General features: G+C 42.5%; 10 protein-coding genes and 4 tRNA genes. 6 read left to right on the top strand and 8 right to left on the bottom strand.

Translation table 11 applies throughout. The features are described from left to right. Positions 1-3 precede the first annotated feature (3 nt). From G3R48_RS09425 to G3R48_RS09410, 4 genes are read left to right on the top strand one after another with little or no spacing between them, the layout of a single operon-like run. On the top strand, positions 4-1413 hold the full coding sequence (locus G3R48_RS09425; protein ID WP_153664689.1) for a TolC family outer membrane protein: 1410 nt from the start codon (positions 4-6) through the stop codon (positions 1411-1413). Further along, positions 1413-2021 (top strand): OmpA family protein, encoded by a 609-nt coding sequence (locus G3R48_RS09420; RefSeq protein WP_153664687.1) that lies wholly within the window; start codon positions 1413-1415, stop codon positions 2019-2021. The genes G3R48_RS09425 and G3R48_RS09420 overlap by 1 nt, the downstream gene beginning before the upstream one ends. Before the next feature lie 16 nt (positions 2022-2037). Beyond that, entirely contained in the window at positions 2038-2745 is a 708-nt protein-coding gene (locus G3R48_RS09415; RefSeq protein ID WP_153664685.1) for a transglutaminase-like cysteine peptidase, read from the top strand. 7 nt (positions 2746-2752) lie between these two features. Further along, the gene (locus G3R48_RS09410; protein WP_153664683.1) at positions 2753-4684 is read left to right on the top strand and encodes a bifunctional diguanylate cyclase/phosphodiesterase; all 1932 of its coding nucleotides are present in this window, start codon (positions 2753-2755) and stop codon (positions 4682-4684) included. 149 nt (positions 4685-4833) lie between these two features. On the opposite strand, the gene G3R48_RS09405 is transcribed toward G3R48_RS09410, so the two are convergent. The 4 genes from G3R48_RS09405 to G3R48_RS09390 form a co-directional block, all read right to left on the bottom strand. Then, positions 4834-4910: transfer RNA gene (locus G3R48_RS09405), tRNA-Pro, on the bottom strand. A gap of 55 nt (positions 4911-4965) precedes the next feature. Beyond that, a tRNA-Pro gene (locus G3R48_RS09400) sits at positions 4966-5042 on the bottom strand. Between the two features lie 91 nt (positions 5043-5133). After that, positions 5134-5209 (bottom strand) — tRNA-His (locus tag G3R48_RS09395). 39 nt (positions 5210-5248) lie between these two features. After that, positions 5249-5325 (bottom strand) — tRNA-Arg (locus G3R48_RS09390). Positions 5326-5545: 220 nt separating this feature from the next. Here G3R48_RS09390 and G3R48_RS09385 point away from each other — a divergent pair. After that, entirely contained in the window at positions 5546-8155 is a 2610-nt protein-coding gene (locus tag G3R48_RS09385; RefSeq protein WP_228497457.1) for a sensor domain-containing phosphodiesterase, read from the top strand. Positions 8156-8273: 118 nt separating this feature from the next. On the opposite strand, the gene rep is transcribed toward G3R48_RS09385, so the two are convergent. Next, positions 8274-10286 (bottom strand): DNA helicase Rep, encoded by a 2013-nt coding sequence (gene rep / locus G3R48_RS09380; RefSeq protein ID WP_153664681.1) that lies wholly within the window; start codon positions 10284-10286, stop codon positions 8274-8276. Between the two features lie 154 nt (positions 10287-10440). On the opposite strand from rep, the gene ubiK reads away from it, so the two are divergent. After that, positions 10441-10689, top strand: coding sequence for a ubiquinone biosynthesis accessory factor UbiK (gene ubiK / locus G3R48_RS09375; RefSeq protein WP_153664679.1), 249 nt, complete (start codon positions 10441-10443; stop codon positions 10687-10689). A 76-nt stretch (positions 10690-10765) separates the two neighbouring features. On the opposite strand, the gene G3R48_RS09370 is transcribed toward ubiK, so the two are convergent. From G3R48_RS09370 to ilvD, 3 genes are all read right to left on the bottom strand, one after another. Next, complete coding sequence (locus tag G3R48_RS09370; RefSeq protein WP_153664677.1) at positions 10766-11908, bottom strand: pyridoxal-phosphate-dependent aminotransferase family protein; 1143 nt, start codon at positions 11906-11908, stop codon at positions 10766-10768. A gap of 237 nt (positions 11909-12145) precedes the next feature. Beyond that, positions 12146-13669, bottom strand: coding sequence for a threonine ammonia-lyase, biosynthetic (ilvA, locus tag G3R48_RS09365; RefSeq protein WP_153664675.1), 1524 nt, complete (start codon positions 13667-13669; stop codon positions 12146-12148). 43 nt (positions 13670-13712) lie between these two features. Then, positions 13713-15572 carry a dihydroxy-acid dehydratase gene (gene ilvD / locus G3R48_RS09360; RefSeq protein ID WP_153664673.1) on the bottom strand — a complete coding sequence of 620 codons (1860 nt, stop codon included), beginning with the start codon at positions 15570-15572 and terminating at the stop codon, positions 13713-13715. Positions 15573-15606 lie beyond the last annotated feature (34 nt).

Raw genomic sequence — 15606 nt, 5'->3', positions numbered from 1 at the left:
TAAATGAGCACATTACCTTATCAGCGACCCCAGATTAGTGTATTAACACTGGCCGTTTCTTTGCTGATGTTGCCGCCAGCCTTTGGCCATTCATTAGAAGAAGCCGTGGCGCATACACTAGACACCCACCCTGAAATTAGAATTGCCTTTAACCGCTTCAAAGTACGCGAAGAACAAGTCAATCAAGCGTATTCAGGTTATATGCCCACGGTTGATATCACCGCAGGTTATGGCTGGGAACAAACAGACAGCCCATCAACTCGCCGTAAAGCGGGTCTAGGTGATGTTAGCCAAGGTGGCACAATGGAGCTGTACCGCGGTGAAGCCAGCGTTAGCTTAAAACAAATGCTATTTGATGGCTTTTATACCAGTAGCGAAGTTAACCGCTACTCTTCAGAAGCCAGCGCTGAACAATGGGCACTTTATGGCGCAGCAGAAGACATGGCGCTCGATGTAACGAAAGTCTACGTAAACTATATTCGCGCCAAACAAATTCTCATTTTGTCCGAACGTAATTTACAAAGTCATAAAGACATATACAGTCAAATTAAACAACGCACTGACTCTGGGTTAGGTTCAATTGCTGATTTATCGCAAATTTCGGGACGCTTAGCACGCGCCAATGCCAATGTCATTTCGGCTAAAAATAATATCAACGATGCCAGAGCGCAGTATCTATCCGTTACCGAACTTGAGCCTGACAACCTCACCTTGCCTGTTCCCGATACACAAATGATGCCAATTGACCTTAATAACAGCATCGCAATCGCCACACAAGATCATCCCGTACTCAAATCAGCCGCTAATGACATCATTGCCGCCAAAAGCGAGCGCGACTCAACATTCTCAAACTACTACCCACAAATCTCATTAGAAATTAGCAGCCAATGGAATAATGACACCCAAGGCGAAGATGGTTATAGCGCCATTTCATCGCAAAACGTCAATGGTTATAACAATAACCTCGTCGGCATGGTACGCATGCGCTACAACTTATTTTCAGGTGGTAAAGATTTACACCGCGAAAAAGAAGCCGCCTATAAAATCAATGAAGCTAAAGAAATACGCCAACGCGCTAATCGTCAAGTGATAGAAGGCGTTCGCTTAGCATGGAACGCATTTGAAATGTTAGAGCCGCAAAAGCAATTCATTCGCGACCATGTCATTGCCGCCAAACGCACACAAGTCGCTTATGCACAACAATTTAATTTAGGTCAACGCACATTATTAGATTTACTCGATACCGAAAACGAATTATTTGAAGCCCGTAAAGATTATTTACAAACCGAATATGACGAAATTATTGCTTATTACCGCGTGTTTAATGCAACAGGCCAGTTACTTGACTCGCTTCGTGTCACCCGCCCTGAAGTGTGGCGTGGAGAAAATGACGATGAAGGAGGAGTGAAATAATGAAGCAACTTACCTTAACCATTGCCCTATCTTTAGCCATTGGTGGTTGTGTACATCGTGACATCGTCACCATGGATACTCCCACTCAACAACTATTTAATTTACAAGACAATGATAATGATGGCGTCATCTCCGCACGCGAACGTTGTGAAAACACCATTACAGGTGCTGATATTGATAACTTCGGCTGCGCGACACAAAACATCATTGACGAGCGGCAAGAACTCAATATTTTATTTGGTAATAACTCTGACTTTATCGACCCACAATATTACGGCGACATAGAAAAAGTCGCCTCTTTAATGCGCCGTTTCCCCAATACAACGGTGACAATCGAAGGACATTGTAGCCGCTCCGGTAGCTATGAATTGAACTTAGCCTTATCACAAAACCGTGCTAAAGCCGTTACTGAAGTGCTTATTTCTGAATTTAATATTGCCCCTCAAAGATTGTCAGCCATTGGATACAGTTTCGACCAACCGATTGCCGATAATAGTACTGCACAAGGCAGAAGCCTTAACCGTAGAGTGATTGCGGCAGTATCGGGTGATGACACTCAAACACAAATGAAATGGCACATCTATACTGTGGATGAGGAAGTCGATTAACACATAGGGCTCAAACTTGAACGGTGTAAGCGCAATAATCAACAGCAAGCTAACAGCAATAAGCGGCTATCTCGTTGTCGCCATATTACTATTTACACCGACAGTGAGTGCTGCACCCACTAGGCTAAATGCCAATGACATCATTCAAGCATTAGGTCAACATTACGGTCCACAGGCAGCGTTACGCGCTAAAGCTTGGTTTAACATCATTAATGAAAATAGCGAATTAACCGACAAACAGAAGCTAGAGAGCACCAATAACTTCTTTAATTTATTTCGCTTTATTGATGACAGTCAATTGTGGGGAGACTCCAATTATTGGGCATCTCCCATGGAGTTTATTGGTGTTGGTGGCGGCGATTGTGAGGACTTTTCCATCGCCAAATACTTCACCCTATTACAGCTTGGAATATCAGAAGAGAAATTACGCATCACCATGGTCAAAGCCACATCGGTAGACCAATACCATATGGTGTTAGCTTATTATGAAAAACCAAATGCTATTCCACTGGTATTAGATAATTTAGATAAACAGATAAAACCAGCAACAGATCGACCAGACCTGTTACCGGCCTATAGTTTCAATGGTACGCAATTGTGGCTTAATAAAGAAAAAGGCAAAGGTGAGTTAGCTGGCTCATCATCAAGATTAGAGAAATGGACTGACCTAAAACACAGGTTAGGTGTTAAACGATTACGACAACCTAAACTAAACATGGAGTAGTGACATCATGACCCTGTTCCGGCAGATTTATGCGTTACTTTTTGGACTATTCTTGCTAACGATAACAAGCTTAGCTTATATTCAGATAACGCAAACCCAACGATTTTTGACTAAGCAGATGCACTCAGAAATCAATAATGCCAGTCATTCATTAGGGTTAATGTTAACCCCCGTTTTAGAAGCGGGTGACAATAGCGCCGCCGATACCTTAGTTAATGTGATTTTTGAAGGCGGGTATTATCAACAAATAAAACTAACGTGGTTAGTTGATGGAACCCAGCAGCTGTGGGTCCACCCCATGCAAGTTAACGAAGTACCTCAGTGGTTTATCGACCTAGGTATCTTTCATACCATAAAAAAAGAAACCGTCATCACCTCAGGTTGGTTACAGCTTGCTAAGCTCGAAATTACCGCCCACCCAGGCCTTGCCTATAATGAGTTATGGCAAATTATCTCCAATACCGTCATTTTATTCGCCGTTTTATTCCTTATTGCAATACTATTGGCTCGTTTAGGGCTTACCTGGATTTTACGGCCACTCAATCAGCTATCACAACATGCTGAAAAAATTGCATTGCGCCAATTTGGCCCTGAACTGCCCACCCCCAAAACACGCGAATTAAAGCACCTTGTTATTGCTTTTAATAATATGTCGACACAGCTGAAACAGGTATTTAATTCATTAGATTCAGAAGTCTCTGAGCTTAGAAATAAAAATTTAGTTGACCAAGTTTCTAACCTGCCTAATCGCCAATATATGGTAAGTCGCTTAACCAGTTGGCTAAGTGAGCCCAGTTCTGGGGCGTTATTTTTGGCTAAATTTGGATGGTTAGAAGAAGTTCACCGCAAGTATGGCTATCAAGTAAGGGATGAAACCATTCGCTTATTAGCTGAAAAACTTCACCACCATTTAGATGATATCAGCCCATCGGTTGTGACACGTATCGCCGCTTATGAGTTTGCATTTATAGTGGGAGATCAAGAGCACGAACAACTGACAAAATACTTACAAACACTGATCCGGACCGTCAATCAAGAAGTAACCAAAGCCGGTGGTAAGCCAAATGAGAACTTTGCTATCGGTATCGCTGAGCGAACACCCCAAAGCACAGTATCAGAAATATTATCCCAAGCAGACAATGCACTACAAAGAGCAACAATGACGCATCGGGTATTCACTTGGTTTGAAAACAACAATAAACAAATATTTAGCCGTGAGCAGTGGCGTAAACACTTAACTCATGCCATTGAAAATAAACAGTTTCACTTTAAATGGCAGCCAGTTTTACTCACGACAAATAATGAAATTTGCCAACGCGAAATCTATTGCCAATTACACATAGAAGGTAATACCGTGCCAGCAGGGCAATTTATGACTTATGTTGAGCTACTGTCAATAGGCACAATACTAGACCGTTGTTTAATTGAGTCGCTTAATGATAAACATATTTTTGATAAGAATTTTGAACCGGTTGCCATCAACTTAACCATCGAAAGTATCGCCAGTTATGATTTTCATCAATGGTTAAAACAATTTTTGCGTAATCATAGTCACCCTGAACGCATTTGTTTCGAAATTCCTGAAACTTGCGTGTATAACGACCTCTCCGCGTGTAAGCACTTATGTCATATTATCCGCGATTGTGGCGCACACTTTGGTATCGATCACTTTGGTCGTCAATTCGGTTCAATGAATTACTTACAGCATTTGCACCCTAGCTACGTCAAATTAGATCAATCGTTTGCGCATATTGAAGATAACTATAACAACAACGAGTTATGTCGAGCATTGGTGAATGTTGCCAAAGGATTAGATATCCAGGTTATTGTAACCGGCGTACAAACCAAAGCCGTTATCGAACAGTTCGAGAAACTTAGACTTGATGCTTATCAAGGGTTTATTATGCCACCAGTGGCTATTGATGAAGATAATCACTAAGCGCACATTGCCCATCAACTATAAAAATCATCGACAGACGAATATAGTAGATAGGCAACAAGAAGCAAGAGGCAAGGAACAAGAAGTTAAATTGTGATTATAAATTACAGATACAAAAAAGCCACTCTAATGAGTGGCTTTTTGCTATTTGGTCGGTGATAGAGGATTCGAACCTCTGACCCTCTGCTCCCAAAGCAGATGCGCTACCGGGCTGCGCTAATCACCGTATTTGGTGCTGTTTTCGTCATTAACCAACTTTGCTAATAACCAAAACTAAAATGTGGTCGGTGATAGAGGATTCGAACCTCTGACCCTCTGCTCCCAAAGCAGATGCGCTACCGGGCTGCGCTAATCACCGATTATCCTAGTATAATGAGTTTATAATAACTCAACTCTTAATAAGAGCTATGACACGCTACAAGGCTACGTTAGTCATATAAGCAATTGAATGGGGTGGCTGACGGGGTTTGAACCCGCGACAACCGGAATCACAATCCGGGACTCTACCAACTGAGCTACAGCCACCATTGATTTCAATCTACTAACCTAAGCATATTACCGGAATGGTGCGCCCAGAAGGATTCGAACCTTCGGCCTTACCCTCCGGAGGGGTACGCTCTATCCAGCTGAGCTATGGGCGCTCGCCTTGGTTAGCGACGCATATAGTAGGGATAAATCGCCTCGGAGTCTAGCCTTGTTTTACTTTTTTTAACTGACTGCTTATCTTTTGACTAATGTGGTGTTTTTTTTACCTCACAGGATTGACCATTAACTCTTGGTTGATTGCATAAGTTATGGTAAAAAGTAGGTTGGATTACGAAAAAAAATTCATATAATTAAAGGGATAGTATCAACAAGGGAATGAATACGGACATCACCCTCCCACCTGAGCTTGAAATGTCATCAAACTCAGCATTAAAGAAAAAAATTTCTTACCTAACAAACTTAAATGCTCAATATCAGCGTTCCAAAGTCATTCAAGATACATTATTAGCCATTTCTAATATTGCAACTGAAGCCACTTCCATTGACAATTTTTATCGCTCAGTCCACATTTACCTAAAAGCGCTTATCCCTGCCGATAACTTTTTCATCGCGACAAAAGACATAGCGACAGGACTTATCTGCTTACCTTTTTTTGCCGACGAGAAAGACTCGCACCCTTCTGATCTCTATCCGCAAGAAACTATTTCAGACTTATTAGAGAGCGGTATTACCGGTTATGTCTTTCGCCAAGGTAAACCCTTATTGTGTAATAATACCGAATTTGAAACTTTGATTAACACAGGCGAAATTCGCGATCTGGGGTCAACCTGTCATCAATGGTTAGGTGTGCCGATTAAAAACCAAGACCGAGTCAGCGGTGTTTTAGTGGTGCAAACCTATAAAGAACAACACACCTATGGCGAACTTGAACTGGAGTTGATGGTTTTTATTTCACATCATATTTCCGGAGTGATGGACCGCTTGTTACACCAAGAGCAACTTGAACAAGCCATCGAGCAACGAACCAAAGAACTTAGCAATGCCTATGACAAGCTAAAAGCAGAAGTTCTCGAACGCGTAAAAGCAGAGCAATTACAAAAAGCCTTATTTGAGATCGCCGATTTATCATCAATGAGCGAACACAAAGCACAGTTTTATGCCTCTTTACATAAAATCATTTCCAAACTGATCCCCGCACAGAACTGTTTTATTGCCTTAATAGAGTCAAGCAAATTACTCTTTCCGTTTTATGAGTCCATGCATTATGCCGTGCCCCCAACTTCAAGGCCGCTAAAAGATGGGCTAACGGAATACGTCTTATCAACAAAAAAGCCTACGTTACTTGGGGTAAAAGAGATTCAAGCGTTAATTGATGAGCGATTAATTTACCACTCGACTCCGGAGTTAAACAAAACGTCCAAAATAAAACAGTGGATGGGAATACCGTTATTTATTGCTGGCGAGGTAAAAGGCTTACTTGCAGTTTACTCCTACGAAAATCAATACAATTATCGCCAGCAAGACTTAGAGCTGCTAATTTTTGTATCGCAACATATTGCCACTGCAATTGAGCGCAAACAAGCTGCTGACACGTTCAAAATTAACCATGAATTACTCGAAGAGAAAGTGTTTGAACGTACTCAAGCATTAGCCGCAACCAATCAACATCTTCAAACAGAGATAGCACACCGTAAAAATATTGAAGCGCAATTAACTTACGATGCCCAGCATGATTCCTTAACGGGGTTACCCAACCGCAACGTATTGATCGATAGACTAAATCAAGCACTTAAACATACTCGTCGCCATGGACAAGACAGCTTTGCACTATTGTTTATTGACCTCGACCGATTCAAAGTGATCAATGATACCTTAGGACACATGGCTGGCGATCAGTTACTTATTGAAACCGCTAAACGCCTCAATGCTTGTATTCGTGACAATGATACCCTTGCCAGAATGGGCGGTGACGAGTTTGTCATTATTTTAGACTCTATTGCTAGAGAGTCTGACGCACAAGAAATAAGTGAGCGCATCATTCAATCGATAGCAATGCCTTATTGGATTGCCAATAATCAATTTACTGCCGGGGCCAGTATCGGCATTGCTTTTAGTCATCAAAATAGTCAACACACCACTGAAACCTTATTAAAACATGCCGACAAAGCCATGTACCAAGCCAAAAGTAAGGGCAAGGGGTGTTATGTCGTTTTCAATGAAGAACTTGGGGCGATGGCCCAATGCAATAAGGAGTTTGAGCAAGAGTTTACATCGGCAATCGATAACCAACACTTCAGCATACACTTTCAACCGATCATCGACCTTGAGTCAAAACACGTCATTGCTATCGAGCCATACCTTGAGTGGCAAAGTCAAAACGGCAAACATTACACTCATAATAAAATCATCGATTTAGCAAAAAAGTATCAACTTGCTATGCACTTAGATGGCGTAATATTTAATTATCTAAACACCCATTACCCCCAGTTGCAACGCCAATATGGCGCTGAAACCCAATTACATATGCGTATATCTAGCCAACATTTAAAAAGTAAATTTAGCTTTCGGGGTCTAAAAAACACAATACGAACTAGCCAGCTAGATCTCAGTTGTCTGGTCGTCTTTTTTGATGAAGCATCACTAACCAAAGACTTACAAAGCCACATAAATGCATTTAAAGTGATTACCGATTTAGGCGTAGAAATTGGTATTTGCGAGTATGGTTGCGGCTATAGTTCATTAACACATCTTAGCTACTTACCGATATCATCGTTAAAATTAGCCTCTAGTGTTAGCCAAAATATTCAACAATCACAACAGCAAAAGTTAGCGCTTACCTACCTGCTTACAGCTCAAGCTCTGGAATATGATGTATATGCTTGTGGAGTCAACTCACCGGTAATACAACAACAGCTTGTTGCAATTGGCTATCAGTTTGGTCAGGGACATTGTTGTCATTTTAACAGCTTGAATAAACTTGATTGAAATAGCTTAATGTAACTTTGTCTAACGAGTCTTAGACTCGGTTGATTAGATTTGATTAACGTGAGGCGGGCAAAAGCAGGCTAATAATTTTCGTTATTAACCTGCGTTAAATAACTGATTATTTTTTTAGCATGTCACGTAAATTAGCGATATTGGCTTTGCCTTTTTGCACCCGTTGTTGTTCACTTTGCACGACTTTTCTAGTTTCCCAAATTAAATCATCTTGAGGTAATTCCATTAAAAAACGGCTCGGTTCACAACGCATGGTTTCACCAAATTGACGACGTTCACGGCACAACATAAACCACAAGACTTTTTGCGCGCGGGTAATCCCTACATATGCTAAACGCCGTTCTTCTTCTACGTTATCTTCATCAATACTACTTTGGTGCGGTAAAATGCGCTCTTCTACCCCGACCATAAATACATAAGGGAACTCTAGACCTTTAGAAGCATGCAACGTCATCAACTGCACTTGGTCGCCGCCCTCTTCTTCATTATTACGTTCCATCATGTCACGTAACGTTAAGCGGGTAACCACCTCAGGCAAGGTCATCGGCTCATCAAGCTCATCACCTTGAAGCATCTCTGTCACCCAACGGTAAAGTTCAGAGATATTTTTCATCCGCATTTCAGCAGCTTTAGCACTGGTACTGGTTTCATAAAGGTAATCTTCGTAATTAATTTTACGAATAAGCCCCTTAATCGCTTCAACAGGATCACCGCGTGATGCCATATCGCCAGTTTCAACAATAAACCGCCCAAATGCTTCTAATGACTTCATTGCCGCGGGGGCAACATAATGGTTTAAGTCCGCTTCAAAAATAGCCGCAAATATCGACATTTGTTTTTCATTAGCAAAAGTACCCACACGCTCTAAAGTGGCAGGGCCTATGCCACGTTTTGGTAAATTAATCACCCGCAATAAAGCATTATCGTCATCAGGATTCACCACTAATTTAAGGTAAGCCATAATGTCTTTAATTTCAGCTCGAGCAAAAAATGAGGTGCCACCACTTAATTTATACGGAATTCGGTTAGTCATAAGCGTACGCTCTAACAGGCGCGACTGATGATTACCTCGATACAAAATTGCATAATCGCCAAACTTGGTTTTATCTAAAAACTTATGCTTAATAATTTCAGCCACTACACGTTCAGCTTCTTGCTCTTCATTAGCAGCAAATAACACCTTGAGCGGATCACCATAGGCCAGTTCACTAAATAGTGACTTGTCATACACATGGGGATTATTGGCAATTAAGATATTGGCCGCCCGTAAAATACGTTGGCTAGAACGGTAGTTTTGTTCCAGTTTAATCAATTTTAACTTGGGAAAATCTTTACCTAACAACACTAAATTTTGTGGTTTTGCCCCGCGCCAAGAGTAAATAGATTGGTCATCATCCCCCACCACCGTAAAACGAGCGCGCTCACCCACCAGCAGCTTAACTAATTCATATTGGCTAGTATTGGTGTCTTGATACTCATCCACTAATAAATATTGAATACGAGTTTGCCAGCGGGTTCTTACTTCTTCATTTGAACGCAGCAATAAAGTAGGAATTAAAATCAGGTCGTCAAAATCAAGGGCGTTATAAGCTTTCATTTGCTGAGCATAACGTTGGTATAGCTTGGCAAATAACATGCTTTGTTCATCTTTGGCCACTTTCATGGCTTGTTGTGGAATAACTAAACCACCTTTCCAATTTGAAATCGCTGAGGCCAACGCTTTCAGCAGATCTTTATCTTCATCAAGTTCGTCTTGGGTCAGCTCTTTTAATAACGCGAAGGTATCTTGGTCATCAAATAATGAAAAACCCGGCTTTAAGCCTAAGGCTTTATATTCTCGCTTTACAATCTCAAGCCCTAAAGTATGAAAGGTAGATATCCATAGTCCGCGTGCATCTTTGCGTCCCATCGATTGCGATACCCGCTCTTTCATTTCACGCGCCGCTTTATTGGTAAACGTGACCGCGGCAATATTGCGCGCCTTGTAACCGCACTTCTCAACTAAATAAGCAATTTTATTGATAATTACCCGTGTTTTACCACTGCCAGCCCCAGCAAGCACAAGGCAAGGACCAGATACATAGTGGACGGCATCATTTTGCCCGGGGTTGAGTTTCATTCAGTGCTTCCAAATTTAAGTGTGCTGCAGATGGCGGATCATAGCAGAAGCAGCTCACAACGGTGAACGCTTATTGCGGAATTTTTTGCGCAATCGTTTGGAATTCTTGCAGGCTAAGTTACAATAAAACTACGCACTTTTTAGGACAACAAAAATGATAAACCCAAAGAAAATTGAAGAAGTCGCCAAACAAATCAGTGATAACCTGCCTAACGGCGTTAAACAAATGGCGGGTGAATTTGAAGAAAAAAGCAAACAAATCATTCAAAACCAATTAATGAAGTTAGATGTGGTCTCGCGCGAAGAATTTGAAGTTCAACAACATGTTTTACTTAGAACCCGTGAAAAACTAGAAGCACTTCAAGCCCAAGTTGACGAGCTAGCAGCTAAGCTGACTAAATAAGCACTTACCGCAATCAATAAAAATGGCGCGTCTGCGCCATTTTTATTGAGATAATTAAACACACTAAATTATCTATTTACTGGGTCAGCACTTCTTCTAGTGCGCGTAAACACAAGGCCACATTTTCTTTTCTTGCACCATAACCCATCAAACCGATACGCCACGCTTTGCCTGCTAATGCGCCAAGTCCTGCACCAATTTCAAGATTATATTCACTCAACAATTGCTGCCTCACTTGAGCATCGTCCACACCTTGTGGAATGTAAACCGCGTTAAGTTGCGGTAAGCGTGAGCACTCTTGCACGACAAAGGTTAACCCTAACTTAGTTAGCCCAGCCTTTAATGTCTGATGCATATTTTGATGACGTTGCCAGGCATTTTCTAAGCCTTCCTCAGCCAGTACACGTAATGACTCATGCAGTGCATATAATGCATTAACAGGTGCCGTGTGATGATAACTGCGCTTAGCGCCTGAATTAGCCGAGCCCCAATAGCCCATCACTAAACTTTGATCTAAAAACCAGCTCTGTACTGGTGTTTTGCGTTGGGTAAGCTTTTCAACTGCTTTAGCTGAAAACGACACTGGCGATAAACCCGGCACACAAGATAAACACTTCTGACTACCTGAATAGATGGCATCAATGCCCCAGTCATCAACCCTAAGCTCAACCCCTCCTAATGAAGTGACAGCATCGACAATGCTTAAGCAGTCATGCTTTTGGGCTAATTGGCACAAGGTTTTAGCATCTGACAGAGCACCCGTTGAGGTTTCGGCATGCACAAAGGCTAAGAACTTTGCATCAGGGTGCGCAGTTAATGCATCTTCAACAAGTTGCGGTGATACCGGTTCACCCCATTCATTATCAACCACTACGGCTGTTGCGCCAATTCGTTCAACGTTTTGGCGCATACGCTCGCCAAACACGCCATTACGACAAACGATGACTTTTTCGCCTGGTTCAACTAAGTTCACAAAGCAAGTTTCCATCCCCGCACTTCCCGGTGCAGACACGGCTAAGGTCATTTCGTTTTCAGTTTGAAATGCATATTGAATTAACGCTTTTAATTCGTCCATCATGCCAACAAATAACGGGTCTAGATGACCAATAGTCGGACGAGATTGTGCACTCAACACTTGTGGGTAAACATCAGAAGGGCCTGGGCCCATGAGGGTGCGATGTGGGGGAACAAACGAATTTATGGTCGGTACGGGTAACATTTCTATCTCCTATGGAAATGACAAAACAACAGTGCAACCCAATGACATACATTGGATCATTTACCCTACATTTAATTTTTTGCCGTAGATATATTTCTACTTGGGCTGACTCAGCAATAGCTGCCAAAAACTTTACCACACTCGAAGCAAAGAAAAAGCGTCGAGTGGGTATTATTTAATCCGCAGGTTTAATTTTTACTGTAGATAGATGAAGACGCTAAAACACCTTTAAGGTGTTTAATTACCGTTATTCAAAAATAGCTGATAAGCCGGGTTAGTTGTTTCATCGTGGTAGACAAAGCCCAGTTCAGTTAAGAAACGTGAAAATGGCACCGCATCAGCATCAGTCACTTCAAAACCGGCCAGTACACGCCCAAACGCAGCACCGTGGTTACGATAATGAAATAGACTAATATTCCACTGACTTTGCAACGTGCTTAAAAACTTCAACAAGGCACCGGGATGTTCTGGAAATTCAAAACTAATGATCCGCTCTTGAATTGGCACCGGAGGCTGACCGCCAACCATGTAACGCACATGCAATTTAGCCATTTCATCGTTAGTTAAGTCTTGCACCGTAAAGCCTTCTGTTTCAAGCGCTTCAATAATACTGTCAAGCTCAGTTTGGCCAGAAGCTAAGCGAATACCAGCAAATACCATCGCACTGTCTCGACTGCTAAAACGGTAATTAAACTCCGTCATCGCGCGTGAATTTAACAACTGGCAAAAACGTAAAAAACTGCCGGGTTTTTCAGGAATTTTAACCGCCAATACGGCTTCTTTTTGCTCGCCTAACTCACAACGTTCTGACACATAGCGTAGGCTGTGGAAATTAACATTCGCACCGCTTAATACCGCTGCAACAGGGCCTTTTAATTGGTATTGCTGTTGGTATTTTTTTAATCCGGCTAACGATAGCGCACCAGCAGGTTCTGCAATGGCGCGGGTATCTTCAAAAATGTCTTTCACCGCAGCGCAAATTTCATCAGAGCTTACCGTTACAACATCATCAACATAACGTTTAGCCACTTCAAAAGGGGCTTTACCAATGCGCTTTACTGCAACGCCATCTGCAAATAACCCCACTTGAGGTAGCTCAACAGGCTTGCCAGCATCGAGCGCAGCTTTTAAACATGCAGCGTCTTCTGGCTCAACACCAATAATTTTTACCTGTGGCATGACCGCTTTATAATAAGCGGCAATCCCAGCAATTAACCCACCGCCGCCAACAGGTACAAATACCACTTCAATGTCACGTTGTTGTTGTAGCATTTCTTGGGCAACGGTACCTTGGCCAGCAATGACCGCTACATCGTCAAACGGGGCAATATACACGCGCCCTTCTTCGGCCGATAAATGTTGTGCATGTGCATTCGCTTGGTCAAAGGCTTGACCATGTAACACCACATTTCCGCCCAGACGTCTAACGGCATCCACTTTAATTTCAGGGGTCGTTTCTGGCATCACAATCACAGCATCAATGCCTTTCGCATTAGCAGACATCGCCACACCTTGGGCATGGTTTCCCGCCGACGCACAAACCACACCTTTTGCTAATTCTTCAGTACTAAGCTGAGAAATACGGTTATAAGCACCACGTAGTTTGAATGAATGCACCGGCTGCATATCTTCACGCTTTAAATACACTGGGCAGTTTAATCGAGCCGATAGCTTTTTCAATCCACTTAGTGGAGTGACTTTTGCCACGTCATAAACAGACGATAATAAGATTTTTTGTAAGTAGGTTTGCGCTAAAGACATGGGCACATTATCCAATTGAGTCGATGGTACAAGGGCTAATATCTTAGCCCTCCAATTTACTGCGATCACGTACAGCACCTTTATCTGCACTGGTCGCTAATAGCGCATACGCTTTTAATGCCAGTGATACATAACGTTGTCGTTCAAGTGGCTTCCAGCCTAATATTCCTTTGGCGTTCATGGCATCACGGCGAGCATCAAGTTGTTGCTTATCAACGTTAAGTTCAATAGAACGACTTGGAATATCAATGGCGATTTCATCGCCGTTCTCAATTAAAGCAATAGTGCCACCAGCAGCAGCTTCAGGTGAGACATGACCAATTGATAATCCAGATGTACCACCTGAGAAGCGGCCATCAGTAATCAATGCACATGCTTTGCCTAGGCCACGAGATTTAAGGTAAGAAGTGGGGTACAACATTTCTTGCATACCTGGGCCACCTTTAGGGCCTTCATAACGAATAACGACCACGTCACCAGCAATGACTTCACCGTCTAAAATACCGGCTACGGCGTCATCTTGGCTTTCATAAACTCGCGCTTTACCAACAAAAACAAGATTTTCTTCATCAACACCGGCAGTTTTAACGATACAGCCATTTTCAGCCACATTACCGGCTAATACCGCTAAACCACCTTCTTGGCTAAAGGCATGGTCTTTGCTGCGAATACAACCTTGTTCACGGTCATCATCTACGCTGTCCCAGCGGCAATCTTGGCTAAAGGCTTTTTGTGTTGGAATACCCGCTGGGCCAGCAGAATAAAAACGCAATATTGCTTCATCTGAGGTTTGTTTAATATCGTATTTAGCAAGCACGGACTTTAAATCACCGCCATTGTCAGCTGCAACGTGTGGTACATCGTTATGCAGCAGACCAGCACGATCTAACTCGCCTAATATGCCCATGACTCCACCTGCACGGTGAACATCTTCCATATGATATTGCGGCGTAGAGGGCGCAACTTTACATAAATGTGGTACCTGACGTGACATCCTATCAATGTCGTCCATGGTAAAGTTAACCTCACCTTCTTGCGCAGCAGCAATAAGATGCAAAACCGTATTTGATGAACCGCCCATGGCAATATCAAGCGCCATGGCATTTTCAAATGCCTTAAAGCTGGCAATATTACGCGGCAATGCACTTTCATCATCTTGTTGATAATAACGCTTAGCCAATTGCATCACTCTGCGGCCAGCTTCTAAAAATAGCTCTCGGCGATCAGCGTGTGTGGCTAACATTGAGCCATTACCGGGTAATGACAAGCCAAGCGCTTCAGTTAAGCAGTTCATTGAGTTTGCGGTGAACATGCCTGAACATGAACCACATGTTGGACATGCACTGCGTTCAATTTTTTCGCTATCTTCATCGCTAACATTGCTGTCTGCGGCAGCAACCATGGCATCCACTAAATCTAACTTAATTAATTTATCAGAGAGCTTAGTTTTACCCGCTTCCATTGGGCCACCAGAAACAAACACCACAGGGATATTTAAGCGAAGCGCTGCCATCAGCATGCCTGGCGTAATTTTGTCACAATTAGAGATACACACTAATGCATCGGCGCAGTGTGCATTAACCATATATTCAACGCTATCAGCGATAAGCTCTCGAGATGGCAAGCTGTAAAGCATGCCGCCATGACCCATGGCAATTCCATCATCCACTGCAATGGTATTAAATTCTTTGGCAATACCGCCCGCCTCTTCAATGGCACTGGCCACTAACGACCCCATGTCTTTTAAATGCACATGACCGGGAACAAATTGAGTAAACGAGTTGGCAATAGCAATGATGGGTTTACCAAAATCATTATCTTTTACGCCTGTTGCTCGCCATAAAGCACGGGCACCAGCCATATTTCGCCCTTCGGTACTTGTCGCTGAACGTAATTTCGCCATTGCTTAATTCCTTCTTAATTTGATTCGGTTTAAC

It is taken from the genome of Shewanella intestini (assembly GCF_018221465.1).
Classification (GTDB): Bacteria; Pseudomonadota; Gammaproteobacteria; order Enterobacterales; family Shewanellaceae; genus Shewanella; species Shewanella intestini.
Note: the sequence above shows the minus strand (reverse complement) of the source record. Positions and strands in the feature narration are given on the sequence as shown.

What these genes read in the sequence shown, in the direction of transcription:
- G3R48_RS09425 (WP_153664689.1), top strand. Translation starts at nt 4, where the DNA reads ATGAGCACATTACCTTATCAGCGACCCCAGATTAGTGTATTAACACTG.
- G3R48_RS09420 (WP_153664687.1), top strand. Translation starts at nt 1,413, where the DNA reads ATGAAGCAACTTACCTTAACCATTGCCCTATCTTTAGCCATTGGTGGT.
- G3R48_RS09410 (WP_153664683.1), top strand. Translation starts at nt 2,753, where the DNA reads ATGACCCTGTTCCGGCAGATTTATGCGTTACTTTTTGGACTATTCTTG.
- G3R48_RS09385 (WP_228497457.1), top strand. Translation starts at nt 5,546, where the DNA reads ATGAATACGGACATCACCCTCCCACCTGAGCTTGAAATGTCATCAAAC.
- rep (WP_153664681.1), bottom strand. Translation starts at nt 10,286, where the DNA reads ATGAAACTCAACCCCGGGCAAAATGATGCCGTCCACTATGTATCTGGT.
- ubiK (WP_153664679.1), top strand. Translation starts at nt 10,441, where the DNA reads ATGATAAACCCAAAGAAAATTGAAGAAGTCGCCAAACAAATCAGTGAT.
- G3R48_RS09370 (WP_153664677.1), bottom strand. Translation starts at nt 11,908, where the DNA reads ATGTTACCCGTACCGACCATAAATTCGTTTGTTCCCCCACATCGCACC.
- ilvA (WP_153664675.1), bottom strand. Translation starts at nt 13,669, where the DNA reads ATGTCTTTAGCGCAAACCTACTTACAAAAAATCTTATTATCGTCTGTT.
- ilvD (WP_153664673.1), bottom strand. Translation starts at nt 15,572, where the DNA reads ATGGCGAAATTACGTTCAGCGACAAGTACCGAAGGGCGAAATATGGCT.